The following is a 20,950-nucleotide window of genomic DNA, read 5'->3' as shown; positions in this document are numbered from 1 at the left end:
CTCGGGCTTTCCTCCGGGCGCTTCCCTTCGGTCTTGCGTTTCCGACTCTATCAGATCTTTCCGATCCGATTTCCTCGGTGCTTTCCAGGTTCCCGCTTCCGCGTTTCCCTTTCCGGCGGTTCCGACTCTATCAGATCCTTTCGGGCCTGATCCCCGGTCAGCGGGGTTTGTCTTCGCGGCTGTTGGGCCGTTCCGACGAGTGAGACTTTAGCGGATTCCCCGGCTCCCGAGCCAATCGGGGGCCGCGTCCTTTCGAACGGGGATTCCTCATTCCGTAAATACACATGCCAACGAAGCGACGACAGATGTACTGCACGTCGAATAGTGGTGGGTACCTGCGGATTGGCTGCCCGGGGACCGACCGGGGTCGGCGCTCACGTCGGGCAACTCGGAGCACACTACGGATCGGGGTCTGGGCGTGTCAACTCAGAGGTGGACGGCACTACGGGGGCGTACTGTGGCCCGCATGACGACGCGTACGTGCACCCAGCTGTGGTGGGCCGCCTGACGGCGGCCGTCCTCACGTATGCACTCAACGGCCGCCGCTTCGGCGGCCGTTTTCGTTTCTCCCTCCCGGAACCACGGAGGGACGGCCGCCCGGAGCGGCGGTCCCGACCAGGAGGTGGAGGAGAGATGACACGGGTCTTCAGCGGGGTCAAGCCGACGGGGCATCTGACGCTGGGGAACTACCTGGGGGCCATGCGGCGGTGGGCCGCGGTCGACCAGCACGAGGCGGACGCCTTGTTCTGCGTCGTCGATCTCCATGCCCTGACCGTGGACCACGATCCCGCGCGGGTGCGCAGGCTGAGCCGGCAGTCGGCGACGTTGCTGCTGGCGGCCGGGCTGGATCCGGAGCTCTGCACGGTGTTCGTGCAGAGCCATGTGGACGAGCACGCCCGGCTGTCCTACGTGCTGGAGTGCGTGGCCACCGACGGTGAGATGCGGCGGATGATCCAGTACAAGGAGAAGGCCGCGCGGGAGCAGCGGCGGGGCGGGAGTGTGCGGCTGTCGCTGCTGACGTATCCGGTGCTCATGGCGGCGGACATCCTGGCGTACGGGGCCGACGAGGTGCCGGTGGGGGACGACCAGGTGCAGCACGTGGAGCTGACGCGGGATCTGGCCGTGCGGTTCAACCAGCGGTACGGGCATACGTTCGTGGTGCCGCGGGCCACGCGGCCGGGGGTGGCGGCGCGGGTGATGAACCTGCAGGATCCGGCGTCGAAGATGGGCAAGAGCGACGACGTCGGGCCGGGGATCGTCTATCTGCTGGACGAGCCGGACGTGGTGCGCAAGAAGGTCATGCGGGCCGTGACCGACAGCGGGCGGGAGGTCGTGTACGACCGGGAGGCCCGGCCGGGGCTCGCCAACCTGCTGGAGATCCTCTCGGCGTGCACGGGTGGCGAACCCGAGGGGTTGAGTGCCGCGTATGCGTCGTACGGCGCCTTGAAGAAGGACACGGCCGAGGCGGTGGTCGAGGTGCTCCGGCCGCTGCAGGAGAGGCACAAGGAGTTGTGCGCGGATCCCGGCTATGTGGAGGGGGTGCTGCGGGCCGGAGCGGAGCGGGCCCGGGGGATGGCCCGGCCGACGGTGGATGCCGCGTATCGGGCGATCGGGCTGCTGCCGGCCGTGGCGGAGGCGGCGGACGGTGCCGGGGCCGTGGCGGCGGTGTGAGGTGACGCGGCCGCGGGGGCGGGTGACGGACCCGCCCCCGGTGGGTCAGCCGTTGTTGCCGGAGGCCAGGGCGCGGCTGCGGTCGCGGGCGGCTTCCAGGGCGGCGATGAGGGCGGCCCGTACACCGTGGTTCTCGAGTTCGCGGATGGCGTTGATCGTCGTGCCGGCCGGAGACGTGACGTTCTCGCGGAGCTTGACCGGGTGTTCGCCGCTGTCGCGGAGCATCGTCGCGGCGCCGATGGCGGACTGGACGATCAGGTCGTGGGCCTTGTCGCGGGGCAGGCCGAGGAGGATGCCGGCGTCGGTCATGGCTTCGACCAGGTAGAAGAAGTAGGCCGGGCCGGAGCCGGAGAGGGCGGTGCAGGCGTCCTGCTGGGACTCGGGGACGCGGAGCGTCTTGCCGACGGCGCCGAAGATCTCCTCGGTGTGGGCGAGGTGGGCGGCGGTGGCGTGGGTGCCGGCGGAGATGACGGACATTGCCTCGTCGACCAGGGCGGGGGTGTTCGTCATGACGCGGACTACCGGCGTGTTGGGGGCGAGACGCTCCTCGAAGTAGGCCGTGGGGATGCCGGCGGCGCCGCTGATGACCAGGCGGTCGGCGGGGACGTGGGGGGCCAGCTCGTCGAGGAGGGTGCCCATGTCCTGCGGTTTGACCGTGAGGATCAGGGTGTCGGCGGTCTTGGCGGCCTCGGGGTTGGTGACCGGGGTGACGCCGTAGCGGGCGCGGAGTTCCTCGGCTCGTTCCTGGCGGCGGGCCGTGACCAGGAGGTCGGACGGGGTCCAGCCGGCGCGGATCATTCCGCTGAGCAGGGCTTCGCCGATCTTGCCGGTGCCGAGGACTGCGACTTTCTGGGTCATGGCTGAGGTGCCCTCCGAGGGTTGCGCGTCGTCCGTGTTCATCCTCGCACCCGGGGGTGGCGGGCGGGGGTGATGTCCGGTGGGCGGAATGTGGGCGCCTTGGCCGGGCGGTCTAGGCCGTCCGGCGCCTGAGGGTCGCTGCGCCCAGGGCCAGGACCAGGAGTGCGCAGCCCGCGACGATCAGGACGTCGCGGACGAACGCGGCGGTCATGTCCGTGTGGCGGAGGACCTCGTTCATGCCGTCGACGGCGTAGGACATGGGGAGGACGTCGGAGATGGCCTCCAAGGCGGGGTGCATGTTGTCGCGCGGGGTGAACAGGCCGCACAGGAGGAGCTGGGGGAAGATCACCGCCGGCATGAACTGGACCGCCTGGAACTCCGAGGCCGCGAAGGCCGAGACGAAGAGGCCGAGGGCCGTGCCGAGGAGGGCGTCGAGGAGGGCCACCAGGAGGAGGAGCCAGGGGCTGCCGGTGACGTCGAGGCCGAGGAACCAGAGCGCGAGGCCCGTGGCCAGGGCGGACTGGATGATCGCGAGGGTGCCGAAGGCGAGGGCGTAGCCGGCGATCAGGTCGCCTTTGCCGAGGGGCATGGCGAGGAGGCGTTCGAGGGTGCCCGAGGTGCGTTCGCGCAGGGTGGCGATGGACGTCACCAGGAACATCGTGATCAGCGGGAAGATCCCCAGGAGGGACGCGCCGATGTTGTCGAAGGTGCGCGGGCTGCCGTCGAAGACGTAGCGCAGCAGGAACAGCATCACGCAGGGGACGAGGATCATCAGCGCGATGGTGCGGGGGTCGTGGGTGAGCTGGCGCAGGACCCGGGCCGCGGTGGCGGTGGTGCGGGAGGCGTTCAGGGCCCTCGGTGGGGTGACCGTCCTGGTCGGGGTGCTGGTCATCGGGTCGTCTCCGTCGTGTCCGTCGTGTCCTTCGTGCGGGCTGCTGCTTTTGCCTCGTCCACGAGGTGCAGGAAGGCCTCCTCGACCGTGTCGGCGCCGGTGCGGGTGCGCAGGGCGTCGGGGGTGTCGTCGGCGAGGAGTTCGCCCTCGCGCATGAGGAGGAGGCGGTGGCAGCGCTCGGCCTCGTCCATGACGTGGGAGGAGACGAGGAGGGTGGCGCCGCGGCCGGTCGCGATGTCGTGGAAGAGGTTCCACAGGTCGCGGCGCAGGACCGGGTCGAGGCCGACGGTCGGTTCGTCGAGGACCAGGAGCTCGGGGGCGCCGAGGAGGGCGACGGCCAGGGAGACGCGGCTGCGCTGGCCCCCGGAGAGGTTGCCGGCGAGGGCGTCGGCGTGGGTGGTGAGGTCTACGTCGGCGATGGCGCGGGTGACGTTGTCGTCGCGGCGGTCGGCTGCGGAGCGGCCGGGGTCGAGGATCGCGGCGAAGTAGTCGAGGTTCTGGCGGACGGTCAGGTCGTCGTAGACGGACGGGGCCTGGGTGACGTAGCCGATGCGGGTGCGCAGGGTGGGGTGGCCGGCGGGGTGGCCGAGGACGTCGAGGGTGCCGGTGACTTTGGCCTGGGTGCCGACGAGGGCGCGCATGAGGGTCGACTTGCCGCAGCCGGAGGGGCCGAGGAGGCCGGTGATCTGGCCTCGGGGGACGGTGAAGGCGAGGTTGCGCAGGACCGTGCGGGGGCCGCGGACGACGGTGAGGTTCTCGGCGTGGACGGCTGTGGTGTCCGGGGACGGGCCGGGGGTGGGTGCCGGGCCGGGGCGTGGCGAGCCGGGAGCATTATTCATCATGTGATGAATAATGCTCCCGGGGGCGGGACGCGTCAAGCGGCTTCGCCGAGCGGGTGTGCGTCAGGCCGGGGCCTCGGCAAGGAGGAGGACGACCTCGTAGACCTCCTCCACGACGCCGTCCGGGAAGGTCCGGAGGAGGTGCTCGCGTTCCTCGGCCAGGAACGGTGCGGCGTGTTCCGCGCCGTGCACGAGGAAGACCGAGTGGCTGCCGATGTTGGCCAGGTGGGTGTCGACCGGGACGCAGCGGCTCCAGCGGACGGTGCGGCGGGTGAAGTCGAGCAGGCCGGTGGGGTCGGCGGCGCGGGCGTTGACGTTGCGCTTCTCCGCGGAGACGTCGATGCCGAAATGGCGTTCGGTGCGGGCTGCGGCCTCGGCGATCCAGGGGACGTCGAGGGCGTCGGTGTTCCACCAGAGGGCGAGGGCGCCGCCGGGACGCAGGACGCGCAGGGCCTCCGGGACGGCGCGGGCGGGGTCGGTCCAGTGCCAGGCCTGGGCGTAGGTGACGAGGTCGACGGAGGCGTCGGTGAGGGGGAGGTCGTCTCCGGTGCCGCGGATGACCGGGATGCCGGGGAGGGCGCGGCGGAACTGGGCCGCCATGCCGTCACCGGGTTCCACGGCGATGACGTTCGCTCCTCGTGCGTGGAGGAGGGCGGTGGCGATGCCCGTGCCGGCGCCGATGTCGGCGACGCGGGCGCCGGAGAGGGGCCGGACGGTCAGGTCTTCTATCGCGTCGAAGAGGGCCGGGGGGTAGGAGGGGCGGTTGGCCGCGTACTGGGCTGCGGCGGCGTTGAAGGAGTGGGCTCGGGCGGATCGGGTGGGCTCGGCAGTTGGTTCGGGGGTGCGGTCGGCTCCGAGGGGGTGGCGGGCGGAGGGAGGTGGGGTCATACGGTCATGGTGGCCGTGGGTGGGGTGCGGTGAGATTTCGGTGAGAGCGGCGGGAGTTGGCGCGGCGGCGGCTCGGCGGGCGGCCGGGCCGTTTCGGTCGTCTGCCGTCGGCGCTCTTCGTGCGGGCAGCGGAGGTTGTTCACGTGACCTAGCGGCGGGCGGTGAGGCGCGTGAGGGTGACGCCGTGGGGGAAGGCGGTGCGCTCGGCGACGTCGAAGACGGTGGGGTCGAAGGCGCCGTCGAAGGCCGGGATGCCGGCGCCGGCGACCACCGGGTAGTGCTTGACGACCAGTTCGTCGATCTCGGGCAGGAGGGCACCGGCGAGCTTGCCGCCGCCGCAGAGCCAGACGTTCAAGCCGGCGTTCTCCTCCCGCTTGAGTGCGCGGACGAGGGCGAACGGGTCGCCCGGAACGACGGTGACGGCCGGGTCGACGTCGGGCTCGAGCGTGCTGGAGACCACGTACTGGCGCAGGTGCGCGTAGGGGCTGGTGATCCCGCTGCCGAGGGGGTCGCGGTAGGTGCCGTGGCCCATGACGACGGTGTCGAAATACCGGTGGGGTGCGTCGGTGAGGCCGGCGGCGGCGCGGTAGGCGGTCGGGGCGGTCTCGGGGTACAGGGAGTTGACCCAGGTGCTGTAGGCGGCGCCCTGCTCTTCGTCACCGGCGGGGAATAAGTCGTACTCGCCGCCGGGGCCCGCGATGCGGCCGTCGAGCGTGACGGCGATGTAGTAGACGAGCTTTCGCATCCTCGATAACTCCATTCGTAGTACTCTCCTTGAAGTGGTCCGGAAGTTAGTACTACGACTGGAGTGGTGTCAATGGTGCGACGGAACAACCAGCGGCGCGCCGCCCTCGTCGATGCGGCGATCGAGGTGCTGGCCAGGGAGGGTGCACGGGGTCTGACGTTCCGGGCGGTGGATGTCGAGGCCGCCGTGCCGACCGGGACCGCGTCCAACTACTTCGCCAGCCGGGACGACCTGCTCACCCAGGCCGGCGCCCGTGTGTATGAGCGGCTCCAGCCCGACGACGCGACGATCGCGCGCCAGCAGGCGGCCGGCCGCGACCGGGAGACCTACGCGGTACTGATGCGGGAACTGGTCGGCCGCGTCGCCGCGTTCCGCACCGGCTACCTCGCCCTGCTCGAACTGCGCCTGGAGGCCACCCGCCGCCCCGAACTGCGCAAGGTCCTCACCGAGCGGGTCCGCGCCGATGTCGACGCCAACGTCGCCTACCACGAAGCGTCCGGGCTCCCCGGCGACGCCATGGCCGTCAAGCTGCTCATGCTGACCCTGAACTGGCTGATCGTCGAACAGCTCACCCTGCCGGACGTCTTCACCGAGGCGGAGCGCGAACAACTGGTGACGGCGGCGGTCGAGCGCATCGTGGCGGCGCGGTAGGCGGCCGGGGCAGCGGGGCGCGTGATACCCCGGAGGGCTACGCGCGGCGGCGGTTCTTCGGGTTGCCCGAGCGGCGGGTCGTGCGCTTCTCGTACTGCTTGCGGGCCTCCTCGTACTCCTCGCGGTGGAGCTTCTCGCCGGGGGCCTCGGTAAGGGAGCGGAAGAAGTAGGCGAGCAGGGAACCGACGAACCCGACGGTCAGGAGGCCGCGCAGGGATGCCTGGCGGTCGGGGTCGGGGCGGCGGGTGTAGCCGTCCCAGGTGTGGCGGAAGGCGAGGGCGCTGCAGATCGCGAACATCGCGACCATGAGGACCGTGACGAAGTCGCCGATCGCGGCGATCTGGAGGCCCTGGTAGGCGAGGCGGAGCACGAGGCAGGAGACGACGGCGGCGGCCAGGGATCCGACGGCCACGGCGATGCGGCGCCCGGTGTAGCCGTTGTCGTGGTTCAGCCAGGTCGTGCCGAAGAAGCGCAGGGGCTCGGGGCGGGGGCCGAGGGCCTCGGCCTTGGAGCCCGCGGGGGCGGCAGGGGTGCTGTCGTCTGCACTCACGGGTCGATTATGACCCTTGCCGGGGCGCGGGCTCCGGGCGGGCCGGGTCCGTCGGACGCCCCCGGCCGCAGCGGCCGGCGACTGGCAGTGGATCGGGACCTTCGCCCTCTCGGGCAGGACCCGGACGACGGTGCAGTCGGTGCCGGGGCCGCTACGGACGTTGCGGGTGGTGAGGGCGGTCAGGAGCAGCGCGGGCGGACGTAGCCGTCGCTGCCGGTGTTCACATAGGCGTCCGAGACGTACTCGCCGTCGTCGATGTTGTCCCAGATGTTCGAGCTGCCGTACGGGCCCGCCACCGTGGTGCCGGGCCGCTGGCAGAAGATGGTGACCCTGGCTCCCTCGGGCAGGACGCGGACGATGGCGTATCCGGTGCCGGGGCCGCTGCGGACGTTCAGGCGGACGCCCGGGGCGACGGCGTACGAGCGCAGGGCCGACGCCGCCATGGTGACGGCCTCTTCCTCGCCTCTGCCTTCGAGTTCCTCGACATGGTCGACAGACATGAAATTCTCCCCCGTTGAGCCCCATGACTGCCATGGGGTCCCGTTGATTCCCCCGAATCACACCATGAAACACATGTGCGCAACTCGTGTGGGGGAGGCTAGTGCCGCCTCCGTCCCGTACGAGTCTTCGACTAGGCTCCGTGCGTCGCGCGCGCGGAGGAACAGCACGGGGGTGGTCCCATGGCGCCACAGCGGAACGCCGGAGCGGGCGCGGAAGCGGAACTTCCCGAATACGCCGGTCACTACCGTCTCGAGTCCTGTCTGGGCTCGGGCGGCATGGGTGTCGTGCATCTGGCCCGGAGCACCTCCGGGATGAAGCTCGCGGTGAAGGTCGTGCACGCCCAGTTCGCCAAGGACCCCGACTTCAGGGGGCGTTTCCGGCAGGAGGTGGCGGCGGCGCGGAGGGTGAGCGGCGCCTTCACGGCCCCCGTCGTCGACGCCGACCCGGACGGCGAACGGCCGTGGATGGCCACGCTGTTCATTCCGGGGCCGACCTTGTCCGAGCAGGTCAAGCGGAACGGCCCGATGGATTCGGCCCAGTTGCGGCGCCTGATGGCGGGCTTGGCCGAGGCGCTGCGTGACATCCATCGGGCCGGCGTCGTCCACCGGGATCTGAAACCGAGCAACGTCCTGCTCGCCGACGACGGGCCGAAGGTCATCGACTTCGGTATCTCCCGGCCGCTGGACAGCGAACTGCGCACCGAGACCGGGAGGTTGATCGGCACGCCGCCCTTCATGGCGCCCGAGCAGTTCCGGCGCCCGCGCGAGGTGGGACCGGCCGCCGACATCTTCGCGCTCGGGTCGGTGATGGTGCACGCGGCCACCGGGCAGGGGCCGTTCGACTCCGACAGCCCGTACATCGTCGCCTACCAGGTGGTGCACGACGAGCCCGACCTGACCGGTGTGCCGGACGAGGTCGCGCCGCTGGTGCTGCGGTGTCTGGCGAAGGAGCCGGAGGACCGGCCGACGCCCGACGAGTTGATGCGGGAGCTGCGATCCGTCGCGGCTTCGTACGACACGCAGACGTTCATGCCGGCTCAGCGGACCGGGGACGCCGAACCTTCGTGGCCGCCCGCCGGGAGACCCGCCCGCGCGGTGGAATCCGGTCGTGCGATGAAAGCCGTCCGTGGCGGGGGACGGTGGCTCGGCAGGCGGGCGGCCCTCGGAGCCGGGGCGTTCGGCCTGGCCGTCGTCGGTGCTCTGGCTTCGCTCCCGTTGCTCGACGGTGCCGGCGGCTCACCGCGGCCCGCCTCCCCGCGGACCACGTCCGCCGCGTTCAGCGGGTGGCGGACGACACCGGCGACCGGGGGCAGCGCACCCCTGTGCTCCCACGGGGCCGGACGGCTGCTCTGTGCGACGTCCGGACTGCTCTTCGCCCTGGATCCGTCCGACGGGCACCTGCTGTGGCGGCACCCCGTCCGCAAAGGCCCCCGGAAGGAACCGCCGGTGCTGGCGGGTGGACTCGTGCAGCCCTCGGCGGGCCAGGGGCGTCTCCTGGAGGCACTCGATCCGGCCTCGGGCAGAGCGCGCTGGCAGCGGGACGTCGCAGAGGCCGGCAGCGCGGTGTCCGCCGGCGGCATGCTCCTGGTCACGGGTGCCGACGGGAAGGTCACCGGCGTGGACGGCGCCTCCGGTGACCCGCGGTGGAGCCACCGGATCCCCGGCCATGAGGTGCCGTACTTCGCCACGTTCAGCGGTGACCCGCTGGCGTACGCCACCAGCGCGTCGGGTGACGGGAAGAGCACCCGGCTCACCGTGGTGGATCCACAGACGGGCGACGTGCGGTCGGACGCCCGGCTCGACGGGACGCTGAAGCCCTTCGGCGCGACGGACGGATCGGTGTTCCTCCTCTCCGAGGACCCGGTGTACGGCGATGCACGGGCCGTCGTCCGCTACACCCCGGGGACGGGTGAGACCCGGCGGGTGCCCCTCGCCGTCCCTCTCCAGCAGGCCCATGGCGCCGTGCGGGGGAACCTGGCCTATCTCATGGGGACCGGGGGATCGTTGGTGGCAGTCGATCTCCAGGCCCGTGAACAGCTCTGGAATCTGGAGACGGGAACGTTGCGGGGGTCCACGCCGGTCGCCGATGACCGGCATGTGTACGTGACCACGTCCGACGGGCGGCTGCTCGCCGTCGACGCGCGGCGCGGGAAGCTCGCCGGGCAGACGTCCCCCCGGCTGGGCGACCGGTCGGACCGGATCCCGGCCGCGCTGCCCGAGCCCGTGGTCGTGGGCGACCGGGTCTACGGCAGCGCGCCGGACGGGACCGTCTTCGCCGTGAACGGGCGTGATCCGGCGGCCTGGTAGCCGGCAGGCATGCGCGAGGGCCGCCCCCCGGCAGCGGGAGACGGCCCTCGGCGAAGGATCAGCCCAGCTTCGACACGTCCCGCACGGCGCCCTTGTCCGCGCTGGTCGCCATCGCCGCATAGGCCCGCAGCGCCGCCGAGACCTTGCGGTCGCGGTTCTTCGGGGCGTACACGCCGTTCAGCGCCTGCTCCCGGAGGGCCAGCTCGGCGTCGTCCACCAGCAGTTCGATGGAACGGTTCGGGATGTCGATGCGGATCCGGTCGCCGTCCTCGACCAGGGCGATGGTGCCGCCCGCGGCCGCCTCGGGCGAGGCGTGGCCGATGGAGAGGCCGGAGGTGCCGCCGGAGAAGCGGCCGTCCGTGACCAGCGCGCAGGTCTTCCCGAGGCCGCGGCCCTTCAGGTACGAGGTCGGGTAGAGCATCTCCTGCATGCCGGGGCCGCCCTTGGGGCCCTCGTAGCGGATGACGACCACGTCGCCGTCCTTGACCTGCTGGGTGAGGATCTTCTGGACGGCCTCCTCCTGCGACTCGCAGACGACCGCCGGGCCCTCGAAGGTCCAGATGGACTCGTCGACGCCGGCCGTCTTCACGACGCAGCCGTCCACGGCCAGGTTGCCCTTGAGGACCGCGAGGCCGCCGTCCTTGGAGTAGGCGTGCTCGGCGGAGCGGATGCAGCCGCCCTCGGCGTCCTCGTCCAAGGCCTCCCAGCGCTCGGACTGGGAGAAGGCCTCGGCGGAGCGGACGCAGCCGGGGGCCGCGTGCCACAGCTCGACGGCCTTGGCGGACGGGGAGCCGCCGCGCACGTCCCAGGTCTTCAGCCAGTCGGCCAGGGACGGGCTGTGCACGGAGTGCACGTCCTCGTTGAGCAGGCCGGCCCGGTGCAGCTCGCCGAGCAGGGCGGGGATGCCGCCGGCGCGGTGCACGTCCTCCATGTAGTACGTGCGGTCCTTGGCGACGTTCGGGGCGACCTTGGCGAGGCAGGGCACGCGGCGCGAGACCGCGTTGATCTCGTCGAGGCCGAAGGGGACGCCCGCCTCCTGGGCGGCGGCCAGCAGGTGCAGGATCGTGTTGGTGGAGCCGCCCATGGCGATGTCGAGGGCCATGGCGTTCTCGAAGGCCGCGAAGGACGCCACGCTGCGCGGCAGGACCGTGTCGTCGTCCTGCTCGTAGTAGCGGCGGGTGATGTCCATGACCGTGTTCGCCGCGTCGACGTACAGCTGCTTGCGGGCCGTGTGCGTGGCGAGGACCGAGCCGTTGCCCGGGAGGGAGAGGCCGATGGCCTCGGTCAGGCAGTTCATCGAGTTGGCGGTGAACATGCCGGAACAGGAACCGCAGGTCGGACAGGCGTTCTCCTCGATGCGGAGGATGTCCTCGTCCGAGATCTTGTCGTTCACGGCGTCGGAGATCGCGTCGACCAGGTCGAGCGTGCGGACCGTGCCGTCGACCAGGGTGGCGCGGCCAGACTCCATGGGGCCGCCGGAGACGAAGACCGTGGGGATGTTCAGCCGCAGGGCGGCGTTCAGCATGCCCGGGGTGATCTTGTCGCAGTTGGAGATGCAGATCAGGGCATCGGCGCAGTGCGCCTCGACCATGTACTCCACGCTGTCCGCGATCAGGTCGCGGGAGGGCAGGGAGTACAGCATGCCGCCGTGGCCCATGGCGATGCCGTCGTCGACGGCGATCGTGTTGAACTCGCGCGGGATGCCGCCGGCCTCGACGACCGCCTCGCTGACGATCCGGCCGACCGGCGCGAGGTGCGTGTGCCCCGGCACGAACTCGGTGAAGCTGTTGGCGATCGCGATGATCGGCTTGCGGCCGATGTCCGCACCCGGTACACCGGAGGCTCGCATCAGGGCGCGGGCGCCCGCCATGTTGCGGCCGTGGGTGACTGTGCGGGACCTCAGCTCGGGCATCGTCGCTCGCTCCTTCGACAGACGGCGTCAGAGGATTCGGAGATTTCTGACTCTGTCGAGCGTACGCCCGTCATCCAGTGGGCGGGACGGTGTGTCCGAAATGCGGGATGACTGTCTCGGACGACGGCACCCGCACGCCTTACGGATCGGTCAAATGTCCCTGTACGACGGGTGCGAGCCGCGCGATGATCTGCTCCGGGTCCGCCGAGGCCAGCGGCTCGACCTTGATGACGTACCGCAGGACGGCGGTACCCACGAGCTGTGCGGCGGCGAGCTCGGCCCGCAGCTCGGCGTCCGGCAGCTCCAGCCGTACGGCGATGCGGTGCAGCACCTGGGTGGCGATGATCCGCCGGAAGACGGCGGCCGCGGTCTCGTTGGTGACGGCGGACCGGACGATGGCGAGCAGGGGCGCACGGGTCGCCGGGTTCTCCCAGACGCCGAAGAAGAAGCGGGCCAGGCGCTCCCCCACCCCGTCGAGCGGGCCCTCCTCGACGGCCGTCGGTGCTTGCAGGGCGGGTCCGAAGGCCATGGTGATCGCCGCCTCGAAGACCTGCTCCTTCGTGCCGAAGTAGTGGTGCACGAGGGCCGGGTCGACCCCGGCGGACTTGGCGATGCCGCGGACGGACGTCTTCTCGTAGCCGCGCTCGGAGAACTCGTCGCGGGCGGCGGTCAGGATGCGGTCGCGGGTGTCCGCCGCCTCCGTGCGCGGGGGGCGGCCACGGCGCCGGGCGGCGGTGCCGGAGCCGCTGCCGGCCGAGGGCCGGCCGGTCATCGCCGCGGCACCTTCGCGGCCGAGGCCAGGTGCAGGCGCGTGAAGGCCAGCGCCTCCGCCAGGTCGGCCTCGCGCTCCGCGCTCGACATGGCGCGGCGGGTGTTGACCTCGATGACGACATGCCCGTCGAAGCCGGTCAGGGCGAGCCGCTCCAGCACCTCGGCGCAGGGCTGCGTGCCGCGGCCGGGCACCAGGTGCTCGTCCTTGGCCGAGCCCCGGCCGTCGGCGAGGTGGACGTGGCCGAGGCGGTCCCCCATGCGGTCGACCATGTCCAGCGCGTCCGAGCGGGCCGTCGCGGTGTGGCTGAGGTCGATCGTGAAGTGCCGGTAGTCGTCCTTCGTCACGTCCCAGTCGGGGGCGTACGCGAGCATCTCGCGGTCCCGGTAGCGCCAGGGGTACATGTTCTCGACGGCGAACCGTACGTCCGTCTCGTTCGCCATGCGCCAGATGCCGGCGACGAAGTCCCGGGCGTACTGGCGCTGCCAGCGGAACGGAGGGTGGACGACGACCGTGCTCGCGTCGAGCTTCTCCGCCGCGGCGCGGGCCCGCTGGAGCTTGGTCCACGGGTCGGTGGACCACACCCGCTGCGTGATGAGCAGGCAGGGGGCGTGGACGGCGAGGATCGGGATCCGGTGGTAATCGCTGAGTCTGCGCAGGGCCTCGATGTCCTGGCTGACCGGGTCGGTCCAGACCATGACCTCGACTCCGTCGTAGCCGAGGCGCGCGGCGATCTCGAAGGCCGTGGCCGTCGACTCCGGGTAGACCGAGGCCGTCGACAGGGCGACCTTCGCGTCCGGGATCTTCACGGCTGGCTCTGCCATGCAGGACAGATTACGGGGTGTGGTCGGGGTGGGGTGGGGGGCCTCTTGGCCGTTGTGGTGTTTGCCATAGGGGAGGGGCCCCACCCCGGACTCCGCTACACGGACTCCATGTGATCCAGGCGACGAAGGATCACGCCCTCCCGCAGCGCCCAGGGGCATATCTCCACGCGCTCCACGCCGAAGAGGTCCAGCGCGGCCTCGGCCACCAGGGCGCCCGCCAGGAGCTGGCCGGCCCTGCCCTCCGAGACGCCCGGCAGTTCCGCGCGCTCCCGCTCCGTCATGGCGGCCAGGCGCGGGACCCAGCCCTCCAGCGACTCCCGCTTGAGCTCGCGCTGGACGTAGAGGCCCTCGGCGGAGCGGGCCGCGCCGGCGATGCGGGCCAGCTGCTTGAAGGTCTTCGACGTGGCGACGACGTGGTCGGGGGTGCCGAGGCGGCTGAACTCGCCGACCGTGCGGGCGATCTCGGTTCGCACATGGCGGCGCAGGGCGCGGACGGCGTCCTGGTCGGGCGGATCGCCGGGCAGCCAGCCGGCGGTGAGGCGGCCGGCGCCCAGCGGCAGCGAGGCGGCCGCGTCGGGCTCCTCGTCCATGCCGTAGGCGATCTCCAGGGAACCGCCGCCGATGTCCAGGACCAGCAGCTTCCCGGCCGACCAGCCGAACCAGCGGCGGGCGGCGAGGAAGGTCAGCCGCGCCTCCTCGGCGCCGGTGAGGACCTGGAGCTCGACCCCGGTCTCGGTGCGCACGCGCGCCAGGACGTCGTCGGCGTTGCGGGCCTCGCGCACGGCGGAGGTCGCGAACGGGAGGACCTCCTCGACACCCTTGTCCTCGGCGGCCTGGAGCGCCTCCTTGATCACCGAGACCAGCCGGTCGACGCCGTGCGGGCCGATCGCGCCGTCGTCGTCGAGGAGCTGGGCGAGGCGCAGTTCCGCCTTGTGCGAGTGCGCGGGCAACGGGCACGCGCCGGGATGCGCGTCCACCACGAGCAGATGCACCGTGTTCGATCCCACGTCGAGGACACCGAGTCTCATGCACGGAACGCTACTGCCCGCCGGGCCGTCCGCCGTCCTCGGTGGGGGTATGAGGCCCGTACCCTGGAGACGTGCCAAAGACGAAAAAGGCGAAGCGCGACAAATCACCGGACGTCGTGGAACCCGACGAGAAGGGCCTCGACTTCGCTCGCGCGTGGGTGGAGTTTCCTGATCCGGCGGACGACGAGCAGCTCTTCCGCTGCGATCTGACATGGCTGACCTCTCGCTGGAACTGCATCTTCGGCAGCGGCTGCCAGGGCATCCAGGCAGGCCGCGCGGACGACGGGTGCTGCACGCTGGGCGCCCACTTCTCCGACGAGGACGACGAGAAGCGCGTCGCCGGGCATGTGGCCAGGCTCACTCCGGACATCTGGCAGCACCACGCCGAGGGCACGCGGGACGGCTGGGTCTCCGAGGACGAGGACGGCGAGCGGCAGACGCGGCCCTACCAGGGCTCGTGCATCTTCCAGAACCGGCCCGGCTTCGCGGGCGGCGCGGGCTGCTCGCTGCACATCCTCGCCCTGAAGGAGGGCCGCGAGCCGCTGGAGACCAAGCCGGACGTGTGCTGGCAGCTTCCGGTGCGGCGGACGTACGAGTGGATCGACCGGCCCGACGACACGCGCGTCCTGCAGGTGTCGATCGGTGAGTACGACCGCCGGGGCTGGGGCCCGGGCGGTCACGACCTGCACTGGTGGTGCACGTCGGCGACCTCGGCGCACGGCGCGGGCGATCCCGTGTACGTCTCCTACCGGCCGGAGCTGATCGAGCTGATGGGCAAGGCCGGCTACGACCGGCTGGCCGAGCTGTGCGAGGAGCGGCTGGCCTCGCAGTTGCCGCTGCTGGCACCGCATCCGGCGGATCCGGTGACCTGAGGGGCCGCTACGACGTGACCGGGCTCGGGTCACCGCTGTCCGAGGGCGGTGGCGTCGAGCCCGTCGGGTCGGTCGGGGCCGGGTCCGTCGGCGTGGGTGTGGGGTCCGGGCCGGTCGACGGCGGCGGGGTGGTCGGTGTCGGGTCCGGGTCCGGGGCGGAGGTCGTGGGCGTCGGGTCGGGCTGTGTCGGGGTCGGCTCGCCGGGGCCGCTGGGCCGGGGGCCGGGACCGGCGGGGCTGGGCGCGGTGCCGTAGCCCTCGATGTGGACGACGGCGCCCACCGGGGCGAGGGCCACCCGCGCGTGCCAGGGGCCGGCGGGCTCTCGCAGGTGGTCGACGTACACCTTGATCGTCAACGACTCGCCGGGCCGGAGCGTTCCCGAGGACTGGCTGAGGTAGAGCCAGTGGGCTCCCGTCGACGCGGACCAGCGGACGGGGGCCGGGCCGGTGGCGGTCAGGGTGACGAGGGTGGTGTCGCCGCTGTGGTCGGCCGTGACCTCCAGGGCGCTCTTGCGGCCGGCACCGGCGACGCCGATGACCTCCACGGAGACGTCGGCCTTGCCGTCTTTGCGGAAGCGGGGTCCGGGGCGCGTGCTCGCGTTGCCGGTGTTCTCGTAGCCGCCGCCCGCCATCTCGCCGTCCAGGCCGAACGGGTCGTCCGCCTCGCGCGCGGAGGCCGAGCGGCCGTCCTGGCCCTCGCCGATCGGGGTGCCCCGGTAGGCGGCCCACAGGGCGAGCACGGGAGCGGCCACGACGGTGGCGACGACGGTCGTGGTGACGGCACGGGCGCGCAGGCGGTCTCTTCGGGCGGCGTGGTCCTTGGGGTCCATCGGGAAGCCGCGCCGGTCGAAACGGGGTGCGGCGTTGCGCGCGCGGGGGTGGTGGGCCATGGCGACGTGCAGGGCCGCGCGCGGCGCCGGCAGGACGGGCAGTTCGGCGGGCGTGACGCTGGTGCCGGGCCAGCGGCCGGGGATGGCGCGCTCGGCGGTGCGGCGGCAGCGCGGGCAGTCGTCGACGTGCCGGACGAGTTCGCGGCGCAGGGCCGTGCCGAGCACGAGCCGGTCGTCGCCGGCGAGGTGCGCGACGCTCGGACACGCCCCGGTCTCGACCACGGCGAGGGCCGCACGCGTGCGTTCCACCTCGCAGGCGGCGGAGGCGAGCAGATCGCGGGCGGCGGCCGGGTCCATGCCGAGGACGGCTGCGACCTCCTGGACGGCCAGGTGGTGGCGCACGGCCAGTTCGAGCGCCTCCCGCTGCTCCGGGGTGGTGCCGGCGGCCTCCGGCCAGGCCAGGAGGGCCAGTTCGCGACGGCGCCGCTCCTGGACCTCCTCGGAGGGGGCCGGGGCGGCCGGACGGTCCGCGCGCTGCCGGTCGCCGCGGCCCGCGGCATGGCTGCTCAGACGTTTCTGCTTGGCCTCGGCGAGCTTGCGCAGGCACGCCCAGCGGGCCAGCGCGTACAGCCAGGCCCTGCGGTCCGCGGGTGCCTCGGGGACGTGCCGGCCGCGGCGTTCGGCGAGTGCGAGGACGTCGCCCAGGGCGGCGGTCGCGGCCTCGTGGTCGCACAGCACGGACAGGCAGTAGGTGAACAGGCCGTCCAGGTACGGCTCGTAGCGCGCGGGGGGCCGCTGCGCCAGCGTGCGCGCCGCCCCGCGGTCACGCGCTTCCCGGTGCGCCCGATGTGCGCCGGCCGTACGGGTCGAGCGGGTCGAGATCTCCGGAGTACTGCTCATCATTCGGCGACCGTAGGGGGCCGGGAGTGGCACCTTCAGGCGGCTTGAGCACATTTAATCCGTACGGGTGAAACGATCCCTCAATCGGGGACATGAACCGGTGGCTCCGCCGCTGGCGCGGGGTGGCGGGGCCTTGGCGCACAGGTGGCCGCCGTCGGCCCGTCCCCGCGATGTCAGTGCCTGCGGCTACGGTTTCGTCCATGGCTGCCCGTACGAAGACCACCAAGGACCGCCCGTCCTACCGCTGCACGGAGTGCGGCTGGCAGACGGCGAAGTGGCTCGGCCGCTGCCCCGAGTGCCAGGCCTGGGGGACGGTCGAGGAGTACGGCGCACCCGCGGTGCGGACGACGGCACCGGGCCGGGTCACCGCCTCCGCCCTGCCCATCGGCCAGGTGGACGGCCGTCAGGCCACCGCCCGCCCCACCGGCGTTCCCGAGCTGGACCGCGTGCTCGGCGGCGGACTGGTCCCCGGCGCGGTGGTGCTGGTCGCGGGCGAACCGGGCGTCGGCAAGTCGACGCTCCTGCTCGACGTGGCGGCCAAGTCCGCGAGCGACGAGCACCGCACGCTGTACGTCACGGGCGAGGAGTCGGCGAGCCAGGTCCGCCTGCGCGCCGACCGCATCGGCGCCATCGACGACCACCTGTATCTGGCGGCCGAGACGGATCTGGCCGCGGTGCTGGGCCACTTGGACGCGGTGAAGCCGTCGCTGCTGATCATGGACTCGGTGCAGACGGTGGCCTCCCCCGAGATCGACGGCGCGCCCGGCGGCATGGCCCAGGTGCGGGAGGTCGCGGGAGCCCTCATCCGGGCCTCCAAGGAGCGCGGCATGGCCACCCTGCTGGTGGGCCATGTCACCAAGGACGGCGCCATCGCGGGCCCGCGCCTGCTGGAGCACCTCGTGGACGTCGTCCTGAGCTTCGAGGGCGACCGGCACGCCCGCCTGCGGCTCGTGCGAGGCGTCAAGAACCGCTACGGCACCACCGACGAGGTCGGCTGCTTCGAGCTGCACGACGAGGGCATCACGGGCCTCGCCGACCCGAGCGGACTCTTCCTGACCCGCCGGGCCGAACCGGTCCCGGGCACCTGCCTGACCGTCACCCTGGAGGGCCGCCGCCCGCTGGTCGCCGAGGTCCAGGCGCTCACGGTCGACTCGCAGATCCCCTCCCCGCGCCGCACCACCTCGGGCCTGGAGACCTCCCGCGTCTCGATGATGCTCGCGGTGCTGGAACAGCGCGGGCGGATCAGCGCCTTGGGCAAAAGGGACATCTACTCCGCGACGGTCGGCGGGGTGAAGCTCTCCGAGCCGGCCGCGGACCTGGCCGTCGCCCTCGCCCTGGCGAGCGCGGCGAGTGACACACCTCTCCCGAAGAACCTCGTCGCGATCGGCGAAGTGGGCCTCGCCGGCGAGGTGCGGCGGGTCACCGGCGTGCAGCGCAGGCTGGCCGAAGCCCACCGTCTGGGCTTCACGCACGCGCTCGTACCGAGCGACCCCGGCAAGATCCCCTCGGGCATGAAGGTCCTGGAAGTCGCGGACATAGGGGACGCCCTGCGGGTCCTTCCCCGCTCCCGTCGCAGAGAGGCCCCACGGGACGAGGAGGGTCGCCGGTAGACTTTGCCCTGGTCTCGCCCGTCCGTGCGAACCGAGCGCGCGACACGGGGGCGCCCAGAACCTGCGACCGGAGGAGTGCAGTGGCAGCCAACGACCGGGCATCAGCTCCCGGAAAGTCCGGCGGGAGTGCCGGTACCGATGGCCTGATGCGCGCCTCCCTGAGCGCCGTGGCACCCGGCACCGCCCTGCGTGACGGCCTGGAGCGCGTGCTCCGCGGCAACACAGGCGGGCTCATCGTGCTCGGCTCCGACAAGACGGTCGAGGCGCTGTGCAGCGGCGGTTTCGTGCTGGACGTCGAGTTCACCGCGACGCGCCTGCGCGAGCTGTGCAAGCTGGACGGCGGCATCGTGCTGTCCTCGGACCTGTCGAAGATCCTGCGCGCGGGCGTGCAGCTGGTCCCGGACCCGACGATCCCGACGGAGGAGACCGGCACCCGGCACCGCACCGCGGACCGCGTCAGCAAGCAGGTCGGTTTCCCGGTGGTCTCGGTCTCCCAGTCGATGCGGCTCATCGCCCTGTACGTCGACGGCCAGCGCCGCGTCCTGGAGGACTCGGCGGCGATCCTGTCCCGCGCCAACCAGGCGCTCGCCACCCTGGAGCGCTACAAGCTCCGCCTCGACGAGGTCGCGGGCACACTGTCGGCGCTGGAGATCGAGGACCTGGTGACCGTCCGGGACGTCTCGGCGGTCGCCCAGCGCCTGGAGATGGTGCGCCGCATCGCCACGGAGATCGCCGAGTACGTGGTGGAGCTCGGCACCGACGGCCGGTTGCTGGCCCTCCAGCTCGACGAGCTGATCGCGGGCGTGGAGCCCGAGCGCGAGCTGGTCGTGCGGGACTACGTCCCCGAACCCACGGCCAAACGCTCCCGCACGGTCGACGAGGCCCTCGCCGAACTCGACGCCCTCACCCACGCCGAGCTGCTGGAACTGTCCACGGTGGCCCGGGCGCTGGGCTACACCGGCGCGCCCGAGACGCTGGACTCGGCGGTGTCCCCGCGCGGCTTCCGCCTCCTGGCGAAGGTGCCCCGGCTTCCCGGCGCGATCATCGACCGTCTGGTCGAGCACTTCGGCGGGCTGCAGAAGCTGCTCGCCGCGAGCGTCGACGACCTCCAAGCGGTGGACGGCGTGGGCGAGGCCCGGGCGCGCAGCGTCCGCGAGGGGCTGTCGCGGCTCGCGGAGTCGTCGATCCTGGAGCGGTACGTCTGACGCGCGAGACACCCGGCCGGCACGGCTGAGGGCGGTACCCGGCAAGGGGTACCGCCCTCGGGCGTTTCCGCCGCCGTCTCTGTTGCCGCCTCCGTCTCTGCCGCCCGTGCGCTAGTCGGCCGAGAGCACGAACGACGTCTGCACCTTCGCGAAGCCCGGAGCCTTGGCTTCCACCAGGTACGTGTCCGCACCGGCCGAGCCCGCCGGAGGCGTGGCGCACTCGGGGGCGCTCGGCTTGCGGTCCCACTTCACGGTGTAGGTGATGCCGCTGCCGGCGGCGACCCGGTACAGCTGACGCGCGGCGGCCTTGGGGCAGTCCTTGGAGGACCAGTAGTCGTCGTCGCTGCTCGCCGGGGCGATCGTGAACACCGCGTTCTTCGGCCCGAGATCGATCTTGCAGTCGCTGCCGGAGACGTTCCGCGCGGTCAGCAGGAACGTGGGCGTCTGCTCGGGATCGTAGGTGTTGTGCCGGCTGCGCAGGCTGAACTTGACCGCGCTCGCGGTGCAGTTGGGCAGGGTGGAACCGGCCGGCAGGGTGTCGCCCGCGCCGACGCCGCCCGCGGTCGTACCGTTCCCCGAGCCGCCGGCGCCGCCCGCCCCCTCGGAACCGCCCGAGCCGCCGGCCCCGGAGCCGTCGCCGGAGCCCGAGCCGGAACCGTCCCCGGAGCCGTCTCCCGAGCCGTTCCCGGAGCCGCCTCCCGAGCCGCCGGAGCCCTCGTCGCCCGACTCGTCGCGTCCGCCGGGCGCTTGGCTCATGGCCGGGCCCGAACTCGACGGGCCGGGCGTGATGGAGGGTGCGGGATTCTTGCCGTTGGCGCCGTTGTCGCCGTCCTTGCCGCCTCCGCCGCCCATGGTCACGATCCAGGTGGTCAGCAGCGCCAACAGGGCGACCACAGACACCAGTACGACCCTCCGACGCCAGTAGATGGAGGAGGGAAGCGGCCCGACCGGATTGCGCAGAGATCCCACGGCGCAAACCTTACGAGAGATCGGCGCGTTCGCCGGTCCCACCCGCCGTTCAGCGGACAACTTTTCCGGATCATCATTTCGCAACCCGTCCCGCACCTCTGCCCCTTGACGGGCCGAGCCTCAATTCGCGG

20 protein-coding genes are annotated in these 20,950 nt (G+C 72.1%); 7 read left to right on the top strand and 13 right to left on the bottom strand.

The features are described 5' to 3' along the window. Both G3I77_RS34610 and trpS read left to right on the top strand, forming a co-directional pair. Window positions 1–203: hypothetical protein (locus tag G3I77_RS34610; RefSeq protein WP_248510251.1), on the top strand; the 203-nt coding region annotated here is incomplete at its 5' end. Between the two features lie 430 nt (window positions 204–633). Then, entirely contained in the window at window positions 634–1,671 is a 1,038-nt protein-coding gene (gene trpS, locus G3I77_RS34605; RefSeq protein ID WP_248510249.1) for a tryptophan--tRNA ligase, read from the top strand. Window positions 1,672–1,716: 45 nt separating this feature from the next. Here the strand turns inward: trpS and proC are convergent, their stop codons facing one another. The 5 genes from proC to G3I77_RS34580 all read right to left on the bottom strand — a co-directional run bounded on the left by proC (window position 1,717) and on the right by G3I77_RS34580 (window position 5,893). Continuing rightward, on the bottom strand, window positions 1,717–2,529 hold the full coding sequence (gene proC / locus G3I77_RS34600; RefSeq protein WP_248510247.1) for a pyrroline-5-carboxylate reductase: 813 nt from the start codon (window positions 2,527–2,529) through the stop codon (window positions 1,717–1,719). A gap of 112 nt (window positions 2,530–2,641) precedes the next feature. Then, entirely contained in the window at window positions 2,642–3,421 is a 780-nt protein-coding gene (locus G3I77_RS34595) for an ABC transporter permease (RefSeq protein ID WP_248510245.1), read from the bottom strand. Then, complete coding sequence (locus G3I77_RS34590) at window positions 3,418–4,263, bottom strand: ABC transporter ATP-binding protein (RefSeq protein WP_248510243.1); 846 nt, start codon at window positions 4,261–4,263, stop codon at window positions 3,418–3,420. The genes G3I77_RS34595 and G3I77_RS34590 overlap by 4 nt, the downstream gene beginning before the upstream one ends. A 60-nt stretch (window positions 4,264–4,323) precedes the next feature. Then, on the bottom strand, window positions 4,324–5,148 hold the full coding sequence (locus G3I77_RS34585; RefSeq protein ID WP_248510241.1) for a class I SAM-dependent methyltransferase: 825 nt from the start codon (window positions 5,146–5,148) through the stop codon (window positions 4,324–4,326). A gap of 148 nt (window positions 5,149–5,296) precedes the next feature. After that, complete coding sequence (locus G3I77_RS34580) at window positions 5,297–5,893, bottom strand: dihydrofolate reductase family protein (RefSeq protein ID WP_248510233.1); 597 nt, start codon at window positions 5,891–5,893, stop codon at window positions 5,297–5,299. A gap of 72 nt (window positions 5,894–5,965) precedes the next feature. Here G3I77_RS34580 and G3I77_RS34575 point away from each other — a divergent pair, with 72 nt between their 5' ends. Next, window positions 5,966–6,544 carry a TetR/AcrR family transcriptional regulator gene (locus tag G3I77_RS34575; RefSeq protein ID WP_248510231.1) on the top strand — a complete coding sequence of 193 codons (579 nt, stop codon included), beginning with the start codon at window positions 5,966–5,968 and terminating at the stop codon, window positions 6,542–6,544. 37 nt (window positions 6,545–6,581) lie between these two features. On the opposite strand, the gene G3I77_RS34570 is transcribed toward G3I77_RS34575, so the two are convergent. Next, the gene (locus G3I77_RS34570) at window positions 6,582–7,094 is read right to left on the bottom strand and encodes an EamA/RhaT family transporter (protein WP_248510229.1); all 513 of its coding nucleotides are present in this window, start codon (window positions 7,092–7,094) and stop codon (window positions 6,582–6,584) included. A gap of 179 nt (window positions 7,095–7,273) precedes the next feature. Beyond that, complete coding sequence (locus G3I77_RS34565; protein WP_248510227.1) at window positions 7,274–7,594, bottom strand: SH3 domain-containing protein; 321 nt, start codon at window positions 7,592–7,594, stop codon at window positions 7,274–7,276. Between the two features lie 180 nt (window positions 7,595–7,774). Between G3I77_RS34565 and G3I77_RS34560 the strand changes: the two genes are divergently transcribed. Beyond that, window positions 7,775–9,901, top strand: coding sequence for a PQQ-binding-like beta-propeller repeat protein (locus G3I77_RS34560; protein ID WP_248510225.1), 2,127 nt, complete (start codon window positions 7,775–7,777; stop codon window positions 9,899–9,901). 58 nt (window positions 9,902–9,959) lie between these two features. Here G3I77_RS34560 and ilvD read toward each other — a convergent pair whose 3' ends face one another. From ilvD to G3I77_RS34540, 4 genes are all read right to left on the bottom strand, one after another. Beyond that, window positions 9,960–11,813: a dihydroxy-acid dehydratase gene (gene ilvD, locus G3I77_RS34555; protein ID WP_248510224.1), complete on the bottom strand. Its 1,854-nt coding sequence runs from the start codon at window positions 11,811–11,813 to the stop codon at window positions 9,960–9,962. Window positions 11,814–11,952: 139 nt separating this feature from the next. Further along, the gene (locus G3I77_RS34550) at window positions 11,953–12,585 is read right to left on the bottom strand and encodes a TetR/AcrR family transcriptional regulator (RefSeq protein ID WP_248510223.1); all 633 of its coding nucleotides are present in this window, start codon (window positions 12,583–12,585) and stop codon (window positions 11,953–11,955) included. Continuing rightward, window positions 12,582–13,406: a sugar phosphate isomerase/epimerase gene (locus G3I77_RS34545; RefSeq protein ID WP_248510222.1), complete on the bottom strand. Its 825-nt coding sequence runs from the start codon at window positions 13,404–13,406 to the stop codon at window positions 12,582–12,584. The genes G3I77_RS34550 and G3I77_RS34545 overlap by 4 nt, the downstream gene beginning before the upstream one ends. Window positions 13,407–13,501: 95 nt before the next feature. Beyond that, the gene (locus G3I77_RS34540; RefSeq protein WP_248510221.1) at window positions 13,502–14,434 is read right to left on the bottom strand and encodes a Ppx/GppA phosphatase family protein; all 933 of its coding nucleotides are present in this window, start codon (window positions 14,432–14,434) and stop codon (window positions 13,502–13,504) included. A 71-nt stretch (window positions 14,435–14,505) separates the two neighbouring features. Between G3I77_RS34540 and G3I77_RS34535 the strand changes: the two genes are divergently transcribed. Further along, complete coding sequence (locus tag G3I77_RS34535; RefSeq protein WP_248510220.1) at window positions 14,506–15,306, top strand: hypothetical protein; 801 nt, start codon at window positions 14,506–14,508, stop codon at window positions 15,304–15,306. Window positions 15,307–15,313: 7 nt separating this feature from the next. Here G3I77_RS34535 and G3I77_RS34530 read toward each other — a convergent pair whose 3' ends face one another. After that, window positions 15,314–17,038, bottom strand: a complete 1,725-nt coding sequence (locus G3I77_RS34530) for a hypothetical protein (RefSeq protein ID WP_248510219.1) — start codon at window positions 17,036–17,038, stop codon at window positions 15,314–15,316. A 197-nt stretch (window positions 17,039–17,235) separates the two neighbouring features. On the opposite strand from G3I77_RS34530, the gene radA reads away from it, so the two are divergent. Together radA and disA are read left to right on the top strand one after the other, a co-directional pair. Beyond that, window positions 17,236–18,645 (top strand): DNA repair protein RadA, encoded by a 1,410-nt coding sequence (gene radA, locus G3I77_RS34525; protein ID WP_248510217.1) that lies wholly within the window; start codon window positions 17,236–17,238, stop codon window positions 18,643–18,645. Window positions 18,646–18,725: 80 nt separating this feature from the next. Then, complete coding sequence (disA, locus tag G3I77_RS34520; protein ID WP_248510212.1) at window positions 18,726–19,850, top strand: DNA integrity scanning diadenylate cyclase DisA; 1,125 nt, start codon at window positions 18,726–18,728, stop codon at window positions 19,848–19,850. A 111-nt stretch (window positions 19,851–19,961) separates the two neighbouring features. Here the strand turns inward: disA and G3I77_RS34515 are convergent, their stop codons facing one another. Further along, window positions 19,962–20,819: a hypothetical protein gene (locus G3I77_RS34515; RefSeq protein ID WP_248510210.1), complete on the bottom strand. Its 858-nt coding sequence runs from the start codon at window positions 20,817–20,819 to the stop codon at window positions 19,962–19,964. Between the last annotated feature and the right edge of the window lie 131 nt (window positions 20,820–20,950).

Origin of the sequence: Streptomyces sp. D2-8, assembly GCF_023184515.1 — a bacterium.
Lineage (GTDB): Bacteria > Actinomycetota > Actinomycetes > Streptomycetales > Streptomycetaceae > Streptomyces.
Note: the sequence above shows the minus strand (reverse complement) of the source record. Positions and strands in the feature narration are given on the sequence as shown.

Excerpts from the sequence above, each read along its gene's own strand:
- proC (WP_248510247.1), bottom strand. The coding sequence starts at position 2,529 with ATGACCCAGAAAGTCGCAGTCCTCGGCACCGGCAAGATCGGCGAAGCC.
- G3I77_RS34590 (WP_248510243.1), bottom strand. The coding sequence starts at position 4,263 with ATGATGAATAATGCTCCCGGCTCGCCACGCCCCGGCCCGGCACCCACC.
- G3I77_RS34550 (WP_248510223.1), bottom strand. The coding sequence starts at position 12,585 with ATGACCGGCCGGCCCTCGGCCGGCAGCGGCTCCGGCACCGCCGCCCGG.
- G3I77_RS34595 (WP_248510245.1), bottom strand. The coding sequence starts at position 3,421 with ATGACCAGCACCCCGACCAGGACGGTCACCCCACCGAGGGCCCTGAAC.
- G3I77_RS34565 (WP_248510227.1), bottom strand. The coding sequence starts at position 7,594 with ATGTCTGTCGACCATGTCGAGGAACTCGAAGGCAGAGGCGAGGAAGAG.
- G3I77_RS34585 (WP_248510241.1), bottom strand. The coding sequence starts at position 5,148 with ATGACCCCACCTCCCTCCGCCCGCCACCCCCTCGGAGCCGACCGCACC.
- G3I77_RS34580 (WP_248510233.1), bottom strand. The coding sequence starts at position 5,893 with ATGCGAAAGCTCGTCTACTACATCGCCGTCACGCTCGACGGCCGCATC.
- G3I77_RS34545 (WP_248510222.1), bottom strand. The coding sequence starts at position 13,406 with ATGGCAGAGCCAGCCGTGAAGATCCCGGACGCGAAGGTCGCCCTGTCG.
- G3I77_RS34540 (WP_248510221.1), bottom strand. The coding sequence starts at position 14,434 with ATGAGACTCGGTGTCCTCGACGTGGGATCGAACACGGTGCATCTGCTC.
- G3I77_RS34530 (WP_248510219.1), bottom strand. The coding sequence starts at position 17,038 with ATGATGAGCAGTACTCCGGAGATCTCGACCCGCTCGACCCGTACGGCC.
- radA (WP_248510217.1), top strand. The coding sequence starts at position 17,236 with ATGGCTGCCCGTACGAAGACCACCAAGGACCGCCCGTCCTACCGCTGC.
- G3I77_RS34560 (WP_248510225.1), top strand. The coding sequence starts at position 7,775 with ATGGCGCCACAGCGGAACGCCGGAGCGGGCGCGGAAGCGGAACTTCCC.
- ilvD (WP_248510224.1), bottom strand. The coding sequence starts at position 11,813 with ATGCCCGAGCTGAGGTCCCGCACAGTCACCCACGGCCGCAACATGGCG.
- trpS (WP_248510249.1), top strand. The coding sequence starts at position 634 with ATGACACGGGTCTTCAGCGGGGTCAAGCCGACGGGGCATCTGACGCTG.
- G3I77_RS34575 (WP_248510231.1), top strand. The coding sequence starts at position 5,966 with ATGGTGCGACGGAACAACCAGCGGCGCGCCGCCCTCGTCGATGCGGCG.